Here is a 20,023-nt window from a genome sequence, read left to right as displayed (position 1 = left end):
CCTGGGCTCGCTGGAGGAAATTGCCGTTAGCTTTTAGCTTTGGGAGAAATTTGGTCTAGCTTGCTTTGGGCGTTTTGAAGCCGGTTCTGCGCTTTCTGGTAGACTGTCGTGCCGTTCTTCACTTTCTCAAGTTCGCGAATAATCCGCTGAAGGCTGACACTGAGCGATCGATTATTTGGGGGTGGGTTCGCCACCAGAATCTCGATTAATGCCTCTGCCTGCTCCAGAGCCTTCACTGAGTCCGCTTCTTGCTGCTTGCGAATCTGAATCTGCTCCAGATTATCCCGATACTGGGCAAGTTTTGTTTGCGCCTGCTGATAGCCTGCTGAATCTTCTGACGAGATTTTGGACAAGCGATCGATCGCCTCCTGCCACAAAGATTCCACCCGCTGCCATTCTTCAACCGGATGAGGTGGGTTTTGACTGGCTTCGGCAGCTCTCCGAGCAAACTGCGCTGCTGCCCCAATTTCACCCTGGCTCTGCAATGTGCTGGACTGCCCAATCACGGCAATAAACTCATTCTGAGCAGCATCAAGCTTTTGCGGAGCAAGTCTGCCTGCTAACGTTTCGGGCGGAATTTGAGCGAACTGCTCGATCGCTTTTTCCCATTGTCCGATCGCGGTTTGCTGAACCAGCAAGTTTTGAGCAGCGGCATATTGTTGTTTCGCGGCAGCGATTTGTTTTTCGGCTTCCAGCAATCTAGTTTCAGCGTTCTTTTCTTGAAACATTTTTGCCTGAAGGCGTCCGACTTCTGCTCTAGCAAGGTTAAATCCGGCGGCACTATAGGCAAAGACATACCAAGAGTTTGCACCCGCGACCTCTCGCCACTCGCTTTCTAACCAGATGGGTAGTCCATCAAGGTTTTTGTTTGCCTGCTCCAGCTTTTCCGATCCCCGGCTCAAATCGGCAAGAGAAGTCGATTGGTCTATTAGTTGTCTTGCTTGCTCAACCTGATTGATCGCGCCTTTAAACTGATTGTCGAACCGGATGTAGCTTGGCAGCAGCAGCAAAGGAGCCGATCGTGCGATCGGACGACGAATTGGAGGATAAGGCAAATTCACCAGCCACACCAACCCCACTGGAATGCTCGCTAGCAGAGCCAGCATGAGTGCGTAACGAGGCAATTGGGAAGCCTTGCGGAGTGGCTGATTTGGCTTTTGCTGTTCGGCTTTGAGCCGCTTTGCTTCTGCTGCCATTTCCGCTTCGATTTCTTTTTCTAAATCTGCTAATGTCTTAGGCTTGCTGCTAGAAGTGGGGGAAGTCGAGGAAGCGGTTTGACCAGAGGAAGTAGGTTTTTTCTGTTTCGAAAAGCGCAGCCTTTTCAGCGGATTCTTCATGGCATCGAGGATTGTGCTTAGGTTTAACTTGCCCAGGTTTAACTTGCCCGTGCTGCTGGCTTAAACATCAGATTCCAGTTGAGGCCGCTCAATTTCCCTTGCCTGTATCGTTTCCTTGCTGAACTGCGAATTTGCGATAACTCAAACTCCAGCCAACCTGATGCAAATTACAACCGAGACCTCCAATGAACAAAGAGAGATCGAATCGACCTCTCCTCCCTACTCTGCTATTCAGCAGCCTGACCAATGATCAGGAAATGGCGACATGAAGCAGTTCCCGCTGCGGGACGATCGGCGAAATATCCTGATTGCCACCCCTTGCTTAAACGGTCATTGCCACATCGGTTTGAGCAAAATTCATCATGCCAGAGTAGACCAAGCCGCGCTGCAAATCGAGGGTGAGAATCGTGCCGTCTCGGATGACCTCGGTTGCATTTTTCATGCCGACGATCACCGGGATTCCCAGCCGCAAGCCAATCACCGCTGCATGGCTAGTCAGGCTATCTTCTTCGGTCACAATTCCCGCTGCTTTGCGAATCGCTTCGACATAATCTGCATTGGTCTTTGGAACGACCAGAATTTCGCCCGAATTAAAGCTGCTTAGCTCCCGACCGTTCTGCACCACTCTGGCACAACCGCTTACTGATCCCTGACCAATGCCCACGCCTTTGCCCAGCACTGCCGTTACAACATCTACCTTGATCAGGTCTGTCGAGCCTGCCACACCTTGCAGCGTTCCTGCGGTCAGCACGACCAGATCGCCCTCTCGCAGCAAATTCTTTTCCTGAGCTACGTTAATTGCTGCCTGGAAGGTCTGACCCGTTGAAGGCAAATCCAGCACCAGGAGCGGACGCACACCCCATACGAGCTGAAGCTGTCGTGCGACATCGACATGGGGCGTTACTGCCAGGATCGGCTTATTGGGGCGAAATTTAGAAACGTTGCGGGCAGTGGCTCCGGTCTTGGTCAGAGTCATAATCGCGGCTGCCTGAAGCTGCTCAGCAATTCTTCCGACCGCCTGACTAATTGCGTTGGGGATCGATCGCCCCGCCATAATGTCAAAGCTGCGGTTTGGAGACTGATCCTGTTCGATTCGCATAGCGATTCTTGCCATCGTTTCGACTGCCATTACCGGATATTTGCCCACGGCAGTTTCGTTCGACAGCATTACCGCATCAGTTCCATCAAGGATGGCGTTTGCCACGTCGGAAATCTCGGCACGAGTCGGACGCGGATTGTTCACCATGCTGTCGAGCATTTGCGTTGCTGTAATCACCGGAATGCCCAGCCGATTAGAAGTTGCAATCAGCCGCTTTTGCAGCAGGGGCACTTCTTCCGCAGGCAGTTCCACGCCCAGATCGCCCCGTGCTACCATCACGCCATCGCAAAGCGAGAGAATTGCCTCCATTTGCTCGATCGCCTCATGCTTCTCAATCTTGGCGATCACCGGAACATTTTTACCCGCACTGGAAATCATCTCTTTGATCTCCAGCACATCCTGCGGATTTCGCACAAAGCTGAGCGCAACCCAATCTACACCCTGATCCAGCCCAAACATCAAATCTTCTCTGTCTTTGTCCGTCATTGCCCGGATCGACAGATAAACGCCGGGGAAATTAACTCCTTTGCTGTTCGATAACGGTCCACCGACAACAACGCGACAGTGCAATTCCTTGTTGACGCGATCGACCTTCTCCACCCGCATCTCCACGCGCCCATCGTCCAGCAAAATCGTTGCGCCTTCGGGGACTTCTTCCGCCAGCGGCCCATAGGTGACAGAACTAATTTCCTGGGTTCCCGGCAGCTTGCGGCTCGTCAGGATAAAGGGGTCGCCTTTCTCAAGCGTAATGGAGCCGTTTTCAAACTTACCCAGACGGATTTTCGGTCCCTGAAGGTCTTGCAAAATGCCAACGGGCTGATTCAGTTCAAACGAAATTTGCCGAATCAGACGAATGCTGCGCTGGTGGTCTTCGTGCGTCCCGTGGGAGAAGTTGAGCCGCAGTGTGGTTGCTCCCGCCTGAATCAATTCGCGTAAAACCTCTGGACTGCTTGTGGCAGGACCGATCGTTGCCACAATTTTGGTGCGATGAAGCGAATGGTGTGGTTGCATGAACGTTGATTTGGGCGATGAAAATTAGGCGGTGAAACGAAGGACACTCCTCTCGGAGCGGCAAAAGGGATAGTATCACGTTTAGGGAATGCGTTAACAGCAGTCTATCGGGTTCGCAGCAACAAGCAACACAAATTTGAGGAAATCCTCGAATTTTGAAGATTTCCTCACATTGGTTTCCTTACATTAGTTTCCTCTCATTAAGAGGGGGACTGGCGCAGCAGTTAACGCAGGCGAGTTCCCGTGCCTCCATCGGCGGGATCAAGGAATGGACGCAGATTTATCCCGCTGCGGCTGCTGCTTCGGGTTCTGGTTCCAGTTCCGGTCAGCGAAGAAAGGTCTAAGCCCACTGCCTGCCCAATCTGGTTCAGCAGCGACCCAGCACCGTCTCCCCTGTAGGTTGACACGGCAGCGGTATTTTGTCCGCCATCGGCTGTGCTGAGGTTGGCAAACACACGATCGCGGGTCGAGATCGGGTCTTGTCCTTCAGGAACCGTCAACACAATCCGGCAGCCCGGAACCTGCTCAGTCGTAACGCAAACCGTGTTATAGCCGTTTTCAACTGCCGTTTGCAGTTCCAGCAGCCCATCGGGACGGTAAAACTCCAGGCGACGGCTGATTTCCTGACAGCGACGATCGGCACTCCAGCCTCCGCCCATTTGTCCTGGTGCTGCCCAGGGATAGGCTTCTCCGGGCTGGCTCTGGGGGTTATACATGACCGTGTATTGCCCGTTCATCATCTGACAGGTGAAGCGGGTATCAGTGGTGGGGGTTGTCGTTGGGGAGGGCGAGGTCGTGGGGGGAGCCGACTGAATTTGAGCCACTAGCAAGCGATCGGGCTGCACACTCTCAGCCTGAGCAGGCACAGATCCATAACCAGACAGCACGGCGATCGTACTGATGCATACCGTTTGAACAAAATGGCGACGCTTCGGGTTAAACCAAACTCCTGGCATAGGAAACTCCTCTTTAGTAATTCAGTCAGAAGTAAATGAAATGCGAATCGAGCGACAGGGATAATCCTTTTTAACTCCTGATGTCGCCTCACCGCGACTGCGAATAATGCAGATGCGATCGGCTTGCGTCGCTAAGGTTCTTGAGATCGCTCATGGTAGAGTGCGACGTATTTTCGCTGTTAAGAGTGCCCACACTTGGCGATCGCTGGAAACAAATTTCAACAAAATATAGAATCTGAGCGGCTTTGGCGGATGAGGGGGGTGAGCAGGCGATCGCCAACCCTACTAACCAGCCTTATATCACAGCCGGTTCGATTTGCACTCATCAGCAAGAGTTATGTCGTTCGATAGAATTTAGGTAAACCTTTATGACGGAACCTCGACGTATTTTGTTACGATGTTTACTGGAAAAGGGCAGCCTTAAGTTGTAGTTGCTCTTACCCGCCTGCCGCTTTGGGAACGCGCAGAACGGGGTTTCTTCCACTGAGAAAACGACATTTATTTTAGACTGGCAGGGAAAGCCAGTCTTTTTTGCATTTTGGCTTCAACTTTAATTTCTTTCAACTCGCTCTCCCCGAAACGATGATTTCTCCCTTTACTGCTGCGCTTAAAGAATGGGCAGTTGCTGTTGATGCCCTCACTGCTGGAAGAACAATCGTCCTGCTTCGCAAAGGTGGGATTCGAGAACCGGGTGGCAAGTTTAAGATCGCCGATTCCCCCTTCTGGCTGTATCCCACCTATGAACATCAAAAGCCCCATTTACTCAAGCCGGGGTACGCAAATCGAGTCACGCCCGTCCCTTCGGGTTGGCATCCGGAGACGGTTAGGATTTCTGCGTGGGCTGAGATCACTGATCGCTTCGAGGTGAGTGATGCTGCGATCGTCGAAGCTCTGCTGCCCCTGCATATTTGGAATGAAGCCTTTGTAACGGAACGCCTGAAATGGAAGCCGCGTTTACCCCTATCGGTGCTGTTGCTGCGCGTTCACAGATTGCCGCAAGCGGTTGAAATTCCTTATTTGACTGAATATGGCGGCTGTAAATCGTGGATTAATTTGGCAGAAAGCTTATCTCCTGATGGAGCTCGTCCGGTTCTCGCGAATGCCGATTATCAGCAGCAGGTCGATGCGGTTCGGGCGGTGGCTTCGCAGTTCCCGGAAGGGGAAATCGCTGTGCCTGCAATCCCTCAAGACGAAAAGACAGGAGCAAGCAATGTCATCGTTTGAGCAGCGCATTTTTAGCAGAAGTTCGTTTTTTCCAGATGAAATTGTCGAGTTGCGTCAGGTCTGTTTCACTCCGGCTCGGGTTTTCACTCCCGGCAAATACATTGCGGGTCAACTACCTGATATCGCGTTTGAGCTGGGCTTGGTTGATCATTTGCCGCCTGTTAAAGGTAAAAGTGAAGAAGTTCAGCCTCCTAATCAACCTTTGAGGAAAAGGGCAGAAGGGGAATCAGGGGAGCCGGGATAATCGGGGGGATGGGTCGATCGATAGACGGTAGAGACAAAGTATTTGCGGTAATGTTTTTTGCAGGAAGTAAAAGTTCCTGGTGCAAATGCTTGCCTCTTAGAAAGGTTGTTTGAAAAGCAGTAATCCTTCCGAACTGCCCCTTTGTTTCCTAATCCTGGGGGAAACCGCGCCAGGTTATTCTGACTCTCAAAGTTTCCCAAAATTAGGGGATTTAGGGGACAATGTGGCACCTCTGCGACTGCTCAAACAGCCTCTGAAAGGTGTTTTGGTAACTGAATGGGAAAAGAAGTGAGAAGAGGAGTTTTCTGTGAATTCTAGTCTTGTTAAAAAAGAGGCAAATCTGCTGCACAAAGCCCTGATACCCCTCCTATCGATCGATGCCGGATTCACAGAGCTCATTCTGGTTGACATTGCCAAAATTATTCAAATTTGCGGGCGCAGCAATGGCGAACTGCGATCGACCGAACTGCTTGCTTATCTGGTGCTATACGCGCTGCTGAAGGAAGATGGCGAAAAGCTATATGCGGCTTTAAACCGATGGGATGTGACAGACGATCGCATCAAATATCAAAAAATTACGCTGCAAATCATGCTGAACCTGACGCAGGGACAGCCCGAAGATCGCCTGATGCTGCCTTCTGTTTTGAACCGATTAGACGAAGAAAAAAATACCCATTACCTCGACTCAATTACCAACGCAATTTATAAATTTGCTCAGACGATTGTAAAAGCTGATGACGCTATTTCGTTAGCAGAAATGGAAGCCCTCTCGCAGGTCTGGCAAATGCTTCATACTTATCAGAAGCTCGATCGCTATCAGGACGGTTTTCCTGCAACTAAAACGGCTGAATCAGCCGGGGAAGATGGAGTAAAGCCAGATGAAGCTGCATCAGAAGATCCAGCCCGGCTTCTCGAGAAAACGCTAACAGAACTGCAAGAATTAGTCGGTTTAGCCAACATCAAAGAAGAAGTTCAAACGCTCACAAATTTCCTGAAGGTGCAAAAGGTGCGAGCCGAACGCGGACTGGCACAAACCTCGGTTTCGCTGCACTGTGTTTTCTGCGGTCCACCGGGAACGGGCAAAACCACGGTGGCGCGATTAATGGGCAAGATTTTTCGCGGCTTGGGTTTTTTGAAGAAAGGCGAGCTCATCGAAACCGATCGCTCTGGAATGGTGGCAGGCTACGTCGGTCAAACAGCAAAAAAAGTGGATGATTTAATTAATTCTGCGCTGGATGGCGTCCTATTTATTGACGAAGCATACGCGTTGGTTCCTGAAGAATCAGGACGAGATTTTGGGCAAGAAGCGATCGATATTTTGCTCAAACGAATGGAAGATTACCGCGATCGAATGGTTGTGATTGTTGCTGGATACACCGATGAAATGACCCACTTTATTGGATCAAATCCAGGTTTAGAATCTCGGTTTAACCGTTATTTTTACTTCAAAGACTACACGCCCGAAGAACTGCTGGCAATCTACGAGAAAATGGGCGAAAAAAGCCACTTTAAACTGACTCCGACTGCCCGTGAAAAACTGCATCAGCTATTAGAAAATCTGTACGTTAACCGCGATCGAAACTTTGGAAACGGTCGTCTGATCAGAAATTTATTTGAAAAGACGATCGAGCGGCAGGCAAATCGCTTAGCAGTGTTGTCTAACTTTACCAACGAGATACTAATGACGATCGAACCCGATGATATTCCGACGCAGTTTGAAAGCGATCGAATGAGTATTACAAATCAGGCTTAAGCGGTTGTTTGAACAGTTGGCACTAGCGTTTTGCTTGCAGAATGACGATCGCGAGTCCGCCTGCGGCAAGTCCCCAGAAAGCGGAGCTAACACCAAGTAAGCTAATGCCCGATGCGGTCACGAGAAAGGTAATCAGGGCAGGTTCTCGGTGTTTCTCATTAGTCAGCGCGACGGCTAAGCTATTGCCGATCGTTCCCAGCAGAGCTAGCCCTGCGATCGCTAAAACCAACTCCTTGGGAAAGGCAGCAAAAACCGCACTTACTGTTCCACCCAATAGTCCAATCAGTGCGTAAAAGACTCCGGCAGCAACAGCGGCAATATATCGTTTTGAGGAGTCTTCGTGCGCTTCGCGTCCCAAGCAAATCGCGGCAGAAATGGCTGCCAGATTGATTGCATAGCCGCCAAAAGGCGCAAGAACCAGCGTTGCAGCTCCCGTCCAGCCAATCAGCGGCGAAATGGGAACCTGATAGCCAGAGGCACGGATCACGGCAACACCCGGAACATTTTGCGATGCCATTGTAATGACAAACAAAGGCAGGGCAACCCCAACCAAAGCGGCGATCGACCATTGAGGCGAAGTGAAAATTGGCTGACCGAACTGCAACTGAATGGTTTCAAAGTGCATTAATCCCTGGAGGCTAGCGATCGCCGTCCCGACCAGTAGAGCTACAATCACGGCATAGCGAGGCAGCAGGCGACGAGCCAGGAGGTAGGCGCAAAACATGGCAAAGCTCATGAGAAATCGCGTCTGCATCACAGTAAAGATCTCTAGCCCGAAGCGCAACAGAATTCCTGCCAGCATTCCAGAGGCGATCGACACCGGAATCCGATTCATCGCACGTTCAAACCAGCCGCTAAAGCCGCAGAGCGTCATCAGCACTGCCGAAATCAGAAAAGCTCCGACTGCTTCTGCCATTGGAATTCCGGCGGCTGCGGTCGTTAACATGGCGGCTCCCGGAGTAGACCAGGCGGTCGCGATCGGCACTTTGTAGCGCAGTGATAGCCCGATAGAGGTGATGCCCATGCCTAACCCTAGAGCCAGCATCCAGGAGCCAATCTCTGCCTCAGATGCACCCAGGGTTTGCGCTGCCTGAAACACAATCACCGCAGAACTCGTAAACCCGACTAATACCGTCACAAATCCAGCGACGATCGCCGAAAAAGAGAGGTCGTTGAAAAAGCTTTTTGCAGAAACCATTGCCCAAATCCCGTCGCTTAATCCCGCCCTTAAGCTACCAGTGCTGCGGCTCAGTTCTCTTGGACAAAATTGCTCTTGCGGTACTGTCCCGGCGTGATACCAAAGGTTTGTTTGAAACTGCGGTTCAGGTGGCTCTGGTCATAAAAACCGCTTTCTAGCGCAATCTCAGCCAGAGGCTTCCCACTGCGGAGCGATCGCTTTGCCTGCATGAGCTGCCAGTGCTTCTGATAGGCGTGGGGCGGCAAGCCCACCTGCTGCTGAAAACTGCGAATTAAGTAATAGGGACTTAACCCGACGAGATTAGCTAAAGTGTTGATCGAAACGGATTCCGCATAATGCGCTTCCAGGTATGCCCGGACTTGAGCAACGGCTTTTGATTCGGGCTGAGGCAGAGAAATTCGATCGCGGCAGGACGCATAACGTAGAAAAAGTTGAGACAAAGCTTTGAGTAAAAGGGACTGCTGTTCAAGCAGAGAAGCAGGTTGACTCAGGGCATGAAACAATTGATAAAATACGGTTTGCAGCGATCGATCCGCCACCACCGGTTCACGAAATGCAGGCATTTGCCCCTGCCATTCAAGCTGCGTCAGCACCGTTTCGACGATCGACAGGCTGAGGTACAGATCACAAAAGCTCCAGTGAGTTTGGGGCAGCACTGCTCCGGTATGCACAGTGCCCGGATTGATCAAATGAAAACTGCCGGGCGAGGCGATATAGGTTTGGCCTCCATGCTGAAAGCAGCCCTGACCGCTGAGGTTCATGCCGATCGTATAAGACTCATGAAAGTGTTTGCCAAAGCGATGGCGAGACAAGTGAGCGTGATACAGCTCAATTCCAGGAATACTTGATTCCCAGAGTCTGGCGAATTCTCTGTCTGGATGCTGGTCAGAATTCATCATTCACCTTGCCCCGCTCGCACTGTCCAACAACAAACCCCAACAACAAACTTCCCCCCAATTCTGAGAGGAAGCTGAATTTTAGCGAATTATCCTCAAGCGTTCATTGGATTAGAAGCGCATCACCCCCGGCGATCGAAGAAGATCCGTTACGCTGCGCTAATTCATCCTACTAAAGCAATCCGTTCAGGTATGCCTCGATCGCTGCATTGACCAGTTCCGTCATTGGTTTGCCCTGCTCGGTTGCCATGTCCTTGAGTCGCTGATACAGCTCAGGACGAACCGAAATTCGGTGGCGAGGCTTGCTAGTCGGGGCTATTTTCTCTTCCAGAACGGTGGGATCGTAGGTTGCCGCAAATTGACGCAGCGCCTCAAACCCGACGCGATGGCAGAAATCACCAAAGCTTTCCTCAGGCAGACGCGACTGCTTGAAGTAAATAAACAGCGGCTCCAGCGTCACCTCCAGATCATCGATCGCCATATTGTCCAAATAGGGAGCCGAGAGGCGCGTCTGGTTTGGCTCAGCACCTAGCCAGATTTGATAAGCATTCGGCGACTGACCCACAAAGCCCAGTTCTGCCAGATAAGGACGGGCACAACCGTTCGGGCAGCCTGTCATGCGGGTAACCAAGGATTCCTGCGGTAGTCCAACTTTGTTGAGCAGGGCGCGAATGCGATCGAGGATCGAAGGCATGATTCGCTCGGATTCCGTCACTGCCAGGCCGCAGGTAGGTAGCGCAGGACAAGCCATTGAGTAGCGAACGAGCGGATCAATTTCCGTCTCTTTTTTCACGCCGCAGCGATCGAGAATGCCTTGGATCTCGTCTTTGTTTGCTGGATCGATTTCCGACAGAATGACGTTGTGATTGGGCGTAAGGCGTATCGGCAGCGCAAATTTCTCCTCGATCTCGCGCAGAGCCGTCTTGAGCTGGAAGGAGCCTTCGTCCTTCACGCGCCCGTTTTCGATCGAGATGCCCAAAAACAGCTTGCCATCGCCCTGGTCGTGCCAGCCGAGGTAGTCTTCGTACTTGAACTCAGGCAGCGGTCTGAAGGGCTGAATCGGTTTGCCAAAATAGCCTTCGACCGTTTCGCGGAACTTGTCTACGCCCCAGTCGTGCAGCAGGTATTTCATCCGGGCATGCCTGCGGTTTGCCCGATCGCCGTGATCGCGCTGGGTTGCCAGGATCGCCTGCATCAGGTCATAGATATCGTCTTTGTCTACATAGCCGATTGGGTCTGCGGCACGGACGATCGTTTCTTCTTTATTGTGCGTCCGTCCCAGTCCGCCGCCTGCATAAACGTTGAAGCCTTCCAGCTCATCGCGATCGTTAAGGATGACCACCAGGCTCACATCCTGCGAGAACAAATCCACCGAGTTATCGCCCGGAACCGTGATGGCGATTTTGAACTTGCGCGGCATAAAGTACGTGCCGTACAGAGGTTCCTCGTTGTTAGGAATTGTCACTCCTTCACGAGTGCGCTGACGGGCTGCGATTACGTCCGGGTGAGGTTCTGCGGTAATTGCCTTCTCACCATCCAGCCAAATTTCGTAGTACGCACCTGTGTGGGGAGCCAGCAAATCGGCGATCCAATCGGCATATTCTTTAGCGTAGACGTAGGCAGGTTTATTCTTGTAGGTGGCAGGCGGAGCCATGACATTGCGGTTAATGTCGCCGCAGGCTCCTAACGTTGATCCCATGTTGCGAATCATCTCTGCCAGCACCGTTTTCAGGTTGCGCTTCAGAATGCCGTGGATCTGGAAGGCCTGGCGGGTAGTAACTCTCAGGGTGTGGTTGCCATACTGCTCCGAGAGGCGATCGAGCGTCAGGTAAAGCTGTGAAGGGATAAAACCGCCTGGACTGCGGGTTCGCAGCATAAACTGATAGTCTTTCTCCTGCCCTTTGACCCGGTTGTCGCGGTTGTCCTGCTGATAGGAGCCATGAAACTTGAGGATTTGAATCCCGTCTTCGCTAAAGTGGGTGGTGTCCTGAAGAATTTCTGTAGCGACAGGTTCTCGCAGCGCATGGCTACGCTCTTTAATTCCTTCGACTTTGGAAACTTTGGGTGCAGGAGAAATCGATCGCGGCGGAGTTGTAACCATTGCAATGAGCTAGTAAAGACAGAACAAGTGGCAAGAAAGAGTATTAATCTTGATCGGGAATTTGTAACCTGAGAATTTGCAACCTGGGAATTTATAACTTGGCGATGATGAACTCGCAGGATGGCGGACAGCGTTCGTTTATTCTAGGCTCTGTTTGACTTCATTGTCCTGACCTCATACCCGGTATCCCGATCGGAAATAAGGTGAATTTTGACATCATTACGATTCTAGCATCGCATTGCTGGAGTGAGTTTGTCTGCAGTGTTAGGAAAAGTTTGAGTTTGGTGAGTGAGGGGTAGGTGGCTTTAGCGGCGGGAAACGGCTTTTGAGTGTTTGAGATACCATCGCCAAGGCAGGTCAATGCCTTGAGTTAAGCCGATGCGGGTCGTTTGAACGAATTCGAGCTGACCGGAATCTAGCTGGGTTTGCCAGGCGGGGCTGCGGTGTTCGAGCCAGAGCGGGTTTCCTGGCTGAAGCGGCTGGGCGGTGAGGCTGGTGTCAATCCTGAGGAGGCGGCAGAGTTTTCCAGGTCCAGCGGCGGCGCGGTGAGGTTTGGCGGCATCGGGGGGAGTAATCCATTCCGGCAGTGTGTCAAGCTCCAGGGCACGGAACAAAACCGCGCTTGGTCTGCCTTCTAGATCAGTGACGACATTAAAACAGTGATACATGCCGTAGATGCGATAGACATAGCTCATCCCAGCTTTGCCGAATAGGACGCGGTTGCGATCGGTTTCCCTTCGGTAGGCGTGCATTGCTGGATCGTTGGGCGTGTAGGCTTCGGTTTCCACAATTAATCCCCGATAAATCTGTCCGTCGACAAACTGGCGCACGACAGTACAGCCCAGCAGGTCGGGAGCAACCTCGGTTGCATCACGGGAAAGCCATTCGGGGGCGATCGGGAAACCATCAGCGGATGGGGAAGCAGATAGCACAGGGGAAAACCAGAAGTTGCAGAATAAAAAATAAAGGCCTAACAAAGCACGATCGTAAAGAATATTAGTTCATCCTCGTTACCCCATCGATTTTTGCTCCACAATCGGATAAATTAATTTGGCTTTGATCCAGCAGTGCTGCATTTAGCCTGGTTTGATCCCGAAAGCCGAGAATATCCCTCCTTTGCCCGATCGTCTTTCGTGGATTGGATTCGGTAGAATCTCGATCAATGTCAACCTGCATTGTCAACCCGTCAACGTCAAAAACTAAAGGAGTGTGATTGCAACGATGGATGTCAAACTGATCTTATTGGCCCTGACCCCGGTTTTTATTGTGGCTTGCCTCTTCTTCGGCACGAGAAACGGCTTTTACGATACCGATAACTACCACGGAAATGGCTCTGCCCACTAACTCCTCAGTTGTCCGCTAAGGCACAATTAAATTCAGAATAAATTTAGAATAAAGTCAGGATTAATCCAGGCACGATCGGCGATGCCGCTCCGGTTTGCAGAGGCTTCACAGCCCTTTGAAAGGAGAGCAGGGATCGATCGGGTTTTTCCTAACTTTCACTTCTCCGGCATTGCGATAGATCCGGTTTGAGAGCATTATTCTCGTTTGCCCTTCGGGAAACTGCTTTGATCTCTTGCTGATGCTGCTACTGGTTACACGGAATCGCTGCTGTGGTCGAACTGGAATGCTTACCTTATGGAGCGGGTCAACAGGAAGAAGGGGTTGGTCTGCTGGTGCGAATGGGGTCGCATCGGATTCTGCTGGATTGCGGGTTAACAAATCTCGCGCCGCTGCTCCGTAATGCAGGTCAAAAACCGCCTGCTGATCTAGTGATTTGTACCCATGCCCATCCTGATCATGCCAGAGGGCTACTCGAACTGCATCGGGCGTTTCCTCAGATGCCGATTTATGCCAGTGAGGTAACGACACAGCTCCTACCGCTGAACTGGCTCGACCAGCCGGAAGTTTCTGCTTTTTGCCACGCCCTGCCCTGGCGATCGCCCGTTGAGTTTCGGGAAGGACTCAGTGCAGAGCTGGTTCCAGCAGGTCATCTGCCCGGGGCTGCTGCTATTTTGCTCACCCACACCACCCCAGAGCGATCGTATACGCTGTTTTACACCGGGGATTGCTTACTGTCGAATTCTCGTTTGGTAGATGGCCTGCCGCTGGAAGAGCTGCGCGGACTCAAGCCCGATGTGCTGATTATGGAAGGCAGCTATGGCACAGCCCGCTATCCCCACCGCAGACAGCAGGAAAACCAGCTTGCTGAACGGATTCATCACGCGATCGGCGAGGGTCAGTCGGTGCTGCTGCCGACTCCAACCCTGGGGCTGGGGCAGGAAATCTTGATGCTGCTGCGGAGCCATCATCACTTCACCGGACGCGATGTGGATATCTGGGTGGCGGGAAGCGTGGCACTGGGCTGCAATGCCTATCTGGAAATGCTGTCTCACTTTCCCAGTTCAGTGCAAAATTTTGCCCGGCATCAGCCCCTATTTTGGGATGAGCGTATTCGTCCTCGCGTGCGGCATTTGCACCTGAAGCAGAACGGTAAAAACGGGGGCAATAATGGCAACGGCAGTGCAGCCATGAATCGGTTTCCCTGCATTGTGTTGACCGACCAGGAAGCAGATCTGAGCGATTACTGCCTGCCCGATAGCGGTCCCTGGCTGCTGCTGGTTCCGCAACAGTTTGGGCGATCGGCGATCGACCCGGCTCTGCTGCAAATGCTGGAAGATTCGCCGACCCTAAATCGGTTGCTGCAAAGCGGACAATTATCGATCGAGTCTTATTTTCTGGGCGACCACTGCGACGGAACCGGAACCACTCAGCTCATTCATAATCTGCGCCCGCAGCACGTTATCTTTGTGCATGGTTCTCCGGCGTATCTTAGTGATTTAACCAGTCTGGAAGAACTGCAAAATCGCTATCATCTGCACACGCCTGCTGCCGGAATCCGAGTCGACCTGCCGATCGGTGAAACCTTTATTCAGCCTGCTGCCCCCGATGCCCGCTATGAAGGTGAACTTTCAGCTCAGGAAACGGCAGTCACGATCGTTGTACCCGCAGCCATTACCTCCGATCCCCGCTGGCAAAACTTTGCTGATACCGGGCTGATCGAGGCACGCTGGCAGGGTGAAGAACTGATTCTACGCGGACTGCATCAGCGTGAGCTATTGCATCAAAGCAGTGAGTCCAGCTTGCCCACCGATGTTGAATGCTGCGCAAACTGCCTTCACTTTCGGGGACAGCGATGCTGGAATCAGGCCTCGCCTTTATTTGGCTTTAAGGTAACGCCTGAAGGCTACTGTCCGGCGTTTGAGCCAGTTCCCGTGCGGCTGGACGATCGCTAGGGTCGCTCGAGTTAAGCCTCTAGGAATCTATCGCTTCACCCCAACCGGATATCAGCTTCGAATCGGCGAACTGTAGCCCCTAAACCACTAAAAATCGGGCAACCCAGCCGGATTACCCGATGCACAATTGGCTTAAACGCCTGAGTTCTGTTTAATACTGCGGTACAGACGGATCGATTTCCTGACTCCAAGCATTGATCCCGCCTTTAACGTTGATGCCGTCAATGCCAGACTGCTTCAAAACACCGATCGCTTTAGTCGATCGCCCGCCCATCTTGCAGTGAACAATCAGCTTGTGCCCGTTGACGAGTTCGCGCACTTTTTCAACGCCGCCACCCTCTTCGATATCTGGTAGAGGAACCAGCACCGAGCCGGGAATCTTGGCAATGTCGTACTCGTTCGGATTGCGAACATCGAGCAGCACATAGTCCGATGCGCTGCTATCGAGGATTTCTTTGAGCTGCTGAACGGTAATTTCTTCCATGGCTGCCTGTTGCTGTGCTTCTGCTGCTTTTGCTTGAGGAATGCCGCAAAACTCTTCGTAGTCAATCAGCTTCTCGATCACGGGACGAACCGGATTCGGGCGCAGTTTCAGTTCACGGAAGGTCATGTTTAGCGCATTGTAGAGCAGCAGCCGACCGCTCAGCGTTTGCCCCACGCCCATAATGATTTTCACCGTTTCCGTCGCCTGAACCACCCCAATCAGTCCGGGGAGAATGCCCAGTACACCACCCTCAGCGCAAGAGGGAACCAGTCCGGGTGGCGGCGGTTCAGGATAGAGGTCGCGATAGTTGGGTCCATCCTGATAGTTAAAGACCGTTGCTTGCCCTTCAAACCGGAAAATTGAGCCGTAGACGTTGGGCTTACCCGCCAGCACACAGGCATCGTTCACCAGATAGCGCGTCGGGAAGTTGTCTGTGCCGTCTACCACCACATCGTAGGGTTCGATAATGCCCAGCGCGTTTTCGGCAGAGAGACGAGTTTCGTAGAGGTCAACCTGACAGTAGGGATTGATTTCCAGAATGCGATCTTTTGCAGACTGAATTTTGGGCTTGCCAACCCACGACGTGCCGTGGATCACCTGCCGTTGAAGGTTCGAGAAATCGACTACGTCAAAATCAACGATGCCGATTCGCCCAATGCCTGCCGCCGCTAAATAGAGCAGCAGTGGAGAGCCGAGTCCGCCCGTGCCGATGCACAGAACACTCGCGGCTTTCAGGCGTTTTTGCCCCTCTAGCCCAACCTCCGGCAGGATCAGGTGACGCGAATAGCGTTCGTAGTCGTCTTTGGTTAATTGAATGTCATCCAGATTCGGATTCAGCATGATACGAGTAACACTGCATGAAGAGATACAAAGGTTTTGAGGGGATTGGGCGTGACTTGCCTTTTTCTATTACAGCAGGTCTGCTGCATTCTCGATCGCATGATGTTAAGAATCAGGATTTCTTTAGGGTTGGAGTGGGGAGTAGATGGGTGGATAGGGGGCAGGGGCAGGGGCGATAAAGGGTGAGGTTTAGAGCGTTTTGTGGGATTGAGCCAGTTTTCACGGATGCTGGGTAGAAATGGCTCGGAGATAATTCGCGTATTCGCCCTGATAACGATCGGTTGCCTGATGTCCCTCGTACCAAAGCCAAGAGTCTCGTTTACCTTGAGTATTGCTGTCATTTCGGGAGTATTTGGAGGGGGTCATGCTGGCTTAGCTCAGCCTGATCCTGCGGCAATTTCGTCTCTGACTGGAGGGCATACTGCTTCTACCGTATCTTCAGCACAGTTTACTTTTGCCCCGTTGTCGCCCTCATGCCCTTTCCCACCCATTCCCTTATCGGAATCGACTGACGAAATAATAAGTTTTTCCCTCTTCGTAAAACCTGCCACATCGGAGCCAGAGCAGGTTCAAAGCTCCCTGCTGGGGGAGAGTTCGGAAAACCAATGGCCGTTGGAAGCCGCAGGAATCAGTCCGGAAATTGTCAGGCTTATCCGCGCAGGGCAGCTTGAAGCGGCATTGGCGTTAGTACCAAAAATTCAGAATCCGTATGAGCGTGAGGCAACTCTAGCAAGTATTAGCGAGGCTTACCTTCAGCGCGGACAATTGCAGCAGGCAGAGACGATCGCGCTTGGTATTCCGGCTCCTTCCTTGCCAGAGGGCGAACTCCACGATGTCGAACCCTACGATGGTGAGTATCCTTTCGGGCGAGATTGGGCAATATCATCGGTCATCACCGCCTACATCAATGCCGGACAGTTAGACTCCGCTTTGGCATTGGTTAATCAGCGAGATGAGGAGGACAGGCTACCTTTTTTGCTTGACATTGCGGAGCATTATCAGGTGCAGGGTCAGCCAGCCAAGGCTTTAGCAGTGCTGGATCTTGCTCTAGCTAACTATCGCAGCGAAGAGGAAGAGAAAACGGAAGAACTCGCCAAATACTCCCTTGAAGCCGCCAATGCCATTCGCTTTACGACTCTTGCTAGGTTTATGGGAATTTATTCGGTGGCAGGAGGAGCGAGACAAGCTGCTGCATTAGCAAACGAACTGGTAACACTCGTTCAGAGCTTTACAAGGCAGACTTTGCTTACCCTATACATATTGCTGGGTACTGCCTACGTTTATGAAGCAGTAAACCAGAAGGAGCAAGCAAATTCTGTTCTTACGTTCGTTCTTCAGAGTACAGAAGCTCTGGAAGAATCGTATGTCAAAGCGATGATTTTATCTGGGGTAGCCAGAGTGTACACAGCCTTGGAAGAGAACGATCGCGCCCAGCAAGTTTTATATCAGGCTCAGGAGCTTGCTGATGCTGTCAGTGAAGCTTCTCAGCAGAGTGTCAGCACGGTGTCACTCATCCCAACCTATCTTGCACTCGGTCAACCTGAGAATGCCTTACGCATTACAGAAGCGATCGAACCCCTTGAATTACGTCAGCAAGTTCAGCAGGCGATTACTTGTGCCCAGGCAAATCCATCTCGGTAATCAGAAGTTCCTCGGGTTGAAACTGATGGGCTGAATCAAGCTGCCAGCCGCGAACGTCCTGTGCTTTACCCTGCTGCACAGAGACAATCACATAAACATATTCCGCCCAAGCCAGAACCCGATCGCATTCTGAAGGCACTGCATGATGATCCGGGTGAGAGTGATAGATACCCAGTACTGTCCAGCCTCGATCGCGGCAATATCTCTGAGCTTTGAGTAAATCTCTGGGATCGATCCAGTAGCGATCGGCTTTTGCGCCTTGTGCAATTTGGGCAGCCGGGATTTGTAGGGCGAGTTCGGCGGTTGCTTCCTTTGTCCAGGCGTTTGGCGTTTCGTAGATTTCGCAAACCTGTTTGTTGCCCAATTTGTTGCCCGATCGATCGCGTTGACCCAGCAGTAATCCGCAGCATTCTTCAGGATAGGTGCGCTCTGCCTGGGTTTGAATCTGGTGTAGCTGGGTTGGGGTCAGGTGCAGTGTCACGGGTTCTTTTCCCTTTATTCCCTGCCATTCTAGATCGGCTGCTTCGGGGTTCTCTCAGGAGAAATTTGAAGGATTAGGAAACTGGAGTTAATTTGCTGGGCTGAGACAGCAAGAGAGCCGATCGCCACAGACCACAGCGACAGACGATCGGGCAATAGTAGCGAATCAGGTTTTGCTGCCGTGCGCTGGGCAAAGTTTGAATCACATCATATTTGGCAATGGCTCTGGCAATTCGACGCGCATCATCGCTGGGGATGCCTGCTTGAGCCAACTTGCGCCAGTAGCGCAGCATCGTGTGTTTTGTGATGATGGTTTGGGCGATCGACTTTGCATCTTCGGGAGGGACACCGAGGGCAATCAGTTTTTGTGAATCAAAATGCAGCAGATTCATGGGGAGAATCAAGTCAGCCAGGGGCAGGCGAGTGATTTGCGGCTGGAGCTGAATCATAGAAGGCAGTGAAGCGAATGGTTTAGTTGATGAATGGTTTAGTTAATACAGTGATCCAAGCCTGCATGCGGGAGTTTCAGTCGTGACTCTATGATTTTCTGATGGAATTCTGCGTGATTTAAATCACTTTCGTGATTAAACTAGCGGTGTAGCAAGTAGCGGCCACTTGCCGATTGGGTAGGGATGAGCAATTTGCAACCTTTCTTCAGCCGCTTCGCTAGAATCCCCGCAATAATCATTAACACTTCAGCGATAATAGAACTACCACTGTGGGTGTTGCTGTCGCTTAGCGGTCAGTTTAAGCTTGCAGCAAAGCTGTCTCGTCTCGGGTGTTTTTTGGGAAGGTACTGTTTTGGGAATTGATCTTCGCAGCTACGTTTATCTCGACAACCTTCAGCCCCAGCACGCCGCTTACCTTGGGACGCAGGCATTAGGGTTTTTGCCCCTGCCGGGGGATTCCTCGCTCTGGGTGGAGATTGCGCCAGGAATTGAAATCAATCGCCTGATGGACATCGCCCTGAAGTCGGCTTCGGTGCGCCCGGGGGTGCTGTTTATTGAGCGATTGTATGGGCTGCTAGAAATTCACTCCAGTCGTCAGAGTGATACCCTGGCTGCCGGACGTGCAATTTTAGATTACATCGGGGTGAGTCCGCGAGACAGCCTTAAGCCCCGGATTATTTCCAGCCAGATTATTCGCAACATTGACGCTCACCATACCCAGCTCATTAACCGCACCCGCAAGGGAAATATGCTGCTTGCTGGGCAAACGCTCTACATTATGGAATGCGAACCTGCTGCTTATGCGGCTCTAGCTGCCAACGAAGCGGAAAAAGCAGCTTTGATCAACATTCTGCACATTTCAGCGGTGGGCAGCTTTGGGCGACTTTATCTCGGTGGCCAGGAGCAGGACATTATTGCGGCATCCAGGGCAGTGCTCGGTTCGCTGGAAAGCATATCTGGTCGGCAGCTTGAACTGGGCGGACGCAAAGAGTAATTCTTTTTTAGGTCAGCTTA

At 51.8% G+C, this 20,023-nt stretch carries 16 protein-coding genes and 1 pseudogene; 6 read left to right on the top strand and 11 right to left on the bottom strand.

Annotation, left to right across the window (positions count from 1 at the left end; genetic code table 11):
* Positions 1–26: 26 nt before the first annotated feature.
* From NDI45_RS02510 to NDI45_RS02500, 3 genes are all read right to left on the bottom strand, one after another.
* Entirely contained in the window at positions 27–1,337 is a 1,311-nt protein-coding gene (locus tag NDI45_RS02510; protein ID WP_190794525.1) for a hypothetical protein, read from the bottom strand.
* A gap of 322 nt (positions 1,338–1,659) precedes the next feature.
* A complete protein-coding gene (pyk, locus tag NDI45_RS02505) occupies positions 1,660–3,447 on the bottom strand; it encodes a pyruvate kinase (protein ID WP_190794524.1) in 1,788 nt (595 codons plus the stop codon).
* 224 nt (positions 3,448–3,671) lie between these two features.
* Positions 3,672–4,403 (bottom strand): COP23 domain-containing protein, encoded by a 732-nt coding sequence (locus tag NDI45_RS02500; RefSeq protein ID WP_190794523.1) that lies wholly within the window; start codon positions 4,401–4,403, stop codon positions 3,672–3,674.
* Positions 4,404–4,985: 582 nt separating this feature from the next.
* Here NDI45_RS02500 and NDI45_RS02495 point away from each other — a divergent pair.
* The 3 genes and pseudogenes from NDI45_RS02495 to NDI45_RS02485 all read left to right on the top strand — a co-directional run.
* Positions 4,986–5,627, top strand: a complete 642-nt coding sequence (locus tag NDI45_RS02495; protein WP_190794521.1) for a DUF1802 family protein — start codon at positions 4,986–4,988, stop codon at positions 5,625–5,627.
* Positions 5,614–5,871: a hypothetical protein gene (locus NDI45_RS02490; RefSeq protein ID WP_190794520.1), complete on the top strand. Its 258-nt coding sequence runs from the start codon at positions 5,614–5,616 to the stop codon at positions 5,869–5,871. The genes NDI45_RS02495 and NDI45_RS02490 overlap by 14 nt, the downstream gene beginning before the upstream one ends.
* 910 nt (positions 5,872–6,781) lie before the next feature.
* Positions 6,782–7,624: pseudogene (locus NDI45_RS02485) on the top strand (AAA family ATPase); the annotation flags it as partial.
* A gap of 22 nt (positions 7,625–7,646) precedes the next feature.
* On the opposite strand, the gene NDI45_RS02480 reads toward NDI45_RS02485, so the two are convergent.
* The 4 genes from NDI45_RS02480 to NDI45_RS02465 form a co-directional block, all read right to left on the bottom strand.
* On the bottom strand, positions 7,647–8,822 hold the full coding sequence (locus NDI45_RS02480; RefSeq protein WP_190792197.1) for a benzoate/H(+) symporter BenE family transporter: 1,176 nt from the start codon (positions 8,820–8,822) through the stop codon (positions 7,647–7,649).
* Between the two features lie 50 nt (positions 8,823–8,872).
* Entirely contained in the window at positions 8,873–9,721 is an 849-nt protein-coding gene (locus NDI45_RS02475; protein ID WP_348246089.1) for an AraC family transcriptional regulator, read from the bottom strand.
* A 169-nt stretch (positions 9,722–9,890) separates the two neighbouring features.
* Positions 9,891–11,819, bottom strand: a complete 1,929-nt coding sequence (gene sir, locus NDI45_RS02470) for a sulfite reductase, ferredoxin dependent (protein WP_348246087.1) — start codon at positions 11,817–11,819, stop codon at positions 9,891–9,893.
* A gap of 305 nt (positions 11,820–12,124) precedes the next feature.
* Complete coding sequence (locus NDI45_RS02465) at positions 12,125–12,751, bottom strand: DNA-3-methyladenine glycosylase (RefSeq protein WP_347277882.1); 627 nt, start codon at positions 12,749–12,751, stop codon at positions 12,125–12,127.
* 681 nt (positions 12,752–13,432) lie between these two features.
* Between NDI45_RS02465 and NDI45_RS02460 the strand changes: the two genes are divergently transcribed.
* Positions 13,433–15,115 (top strand): MBL fold metallo-hydrolase, encoded by a 1,683-nt coding sequence (locus tag NDI45_RS02460; protein WP_347277881.1) that lies wholly within the window; start codon positions 13,433–13,435, stop codon positions 15,113–15,115.
* Positions 15,116–15,266: 151 nt separating this feature from the next.
* Here the strand turns inward: NDI45_RS02460 and moeB are convergent, their stop codons facing one another.
* Together moeB and NDI45_RS02450 are read right to left on the bottom strand one after the other, a co-directional pair.
* Positions 15,267–16,439: a molybdopterin-synthase adenylyltransferase MoeB gene (gene moeB, locus NDI45_RS02455; protein ID WP_348246084.1), complete on the bottom strand. Its 1,173-nt coding sequence runs from the start codon at positions 16,437–16,439 to the stop codon at positions 15,267–15,269.
* 219 nt (positions 16,440–16,658) lie between these two features.
* Positions 16,659–16,805 carry a hypothetical protein gene (locus NDI45_RS02450; RefSeq protein ID WP_190792194.1) on the bottom strand — a complete coding sequence of 49 codons (147 nt, stop codon included), beginning with the start codon at positions 16,803–16,805 and terminating at the stop codon, positions 16,659–16,661.
* Positions 16,806–17,051: 246 nt separating this feature from the next.
* Here NDI45_RS02450 and NDI45_RS02445 point away from each other — a divergent pair, with 246 nt between their 5' ends.
* Positions 17,052–18,080, top strand: coding sequence for a hypothetical protein (locus NDI45_RS02445; protein ID WP_190792193.1), 1,029 nt, complete (start codon positions 17,052–17,054; stop codon positions 18,078–18,080).
* Here the strand turns inward: NDI45_RS02445 and NDI45_RS02440 are convergent.
* On the bottom strand, positions 18,049–18,561 hold the full coding sequence (locus NDI45_RS02440; protein ID WP_190792192.1) for a Mov34/MPN/PAD-1 family protein: 513 nt from the start codon (positions 18,559–18,561) through the stop codon (positions 18,049–18,051). The two genes, NDI45_RS02445 and NDI45_RS02440, sit on opposite strands and share 32 nt — an antisense overlap.
* A 73-nt stretch (positions 18,562–18,634) precedes the next feature.
* Complete coding sequence (locus NDI45_RS02435; protein WP_190792191.1) at positions 18,635–19,009, bottom strand: hypothetical protein; 375 nt, start codon at positions 19,007–19,009, stop codon at positions 18,635–18,637.
* Between the two features lie 352 nt (positions 19,010–19,361).
* Between NDI45_RS02435 and NDI45_RS02430 the strand changes: the two genes are divergently transcribed.
* On the top strand, positions 19,362–20,003 hold the full coding sequence (locus NDI45_RS02430; RefSeq protein WP_190792190.1) for a hypothetical protein: 642 nt from the start codon (positions 19,362–19,364) through the stop codon (positions 20,001–20,003).
* Positions 20,004–20,023 lie beyond the last annotated feature (20 nt).

The organism is Leptolyngbya sp. GB1-A1, from assembly GCF_039962475.1.
Lineage (GTDB): Bacteria > Cyanobacteriota > Cyanobacteriia > Elainellales > Elainellaceae > Leptolyngbya_A.
Note: the sequence above shows the minus strand (reverse complement) of the source record. Positions and strands in the feature narration are given on the sequence as shown.

Bases quoted from the DNA above. Each gene is read 5' to 3' on its own strand.
- NDI45_RS02510 (WP_190794525.1), bottom strand. From the start codon at position 1,337: ATGAAGAATCCGCTGAAAAGGCTGCGCTTTTCGAAACAGAAAAAACCT.
- pyk (WP_190794524.1), bottom strand. From the start codon at position 3,447: ATGCAACCACACCATTCGCTTCATCGCACCAAAATTGTGGCAACGATC.
- NDI45_RS02500 (WP_190794523.1), bottom strand. From the start codon at position 4,403: ATGCCAGGAGTTTGGTTTAACCCGAAGCGTCGCCATTTTGTTCAAACG.
- NDI45_RS02495 (WP_190794521.1), top strand. From the start codon at position 4,986: ATGATTTCTCCCTTTACTGCTGCGCTTAAAGAATGGGCAGTTGCTGTT.
- NDI45_RS02490 (WP_190794520.1), top strand. From the start codon at position 5,614: ATGTCATCGTTTGAGCAGCGCATTTTTAGCAGAAGTTCGTTTTTTCCA.
- NDI45_RS02480 (WP_190792197.1), bottom strand. From the start codon at position 8,822: ATGGTTTCTGCAAAAAGCTTTTTCAACGACCTCTCTTTTTCGGCGATC.
- NDI45_RS02475 (WP_348246089.1), bottom strand. From the start codon at position 9,721: ATGATGAATTCTGACCAGCATCCAGACAGAGAATTCGCCAGACTCTGG.
- sir (WP_348246087.1), bottom strand. From the start codon at position 11,819: ATGGTTACAACTCCGCCGCGATCGATTTCTCCTGCACCCAAAGTTTCC.
- moeB (WP_348246084.1), bottom strand. From the start codon at position 16,439: ATGCTGAATCCGAATCTGGATGACATTCAATTAACCAAAGACGACTAC.
- NDI45_RS02450 (WP_190792194.1), bottom strand. From the start codon at position 16,805: ATGACCCCCTCCAAATACTCCCGAAATGACAGCAATACTCAAGGTAAA.
- NDI45_RS02435 (WP_190792191.1), bottom strand. From the start codon at position 19,009: ATGATTCAGCTCCAGCCGCAAATCACTCGCCTGCCCCTGGCTGACTTG.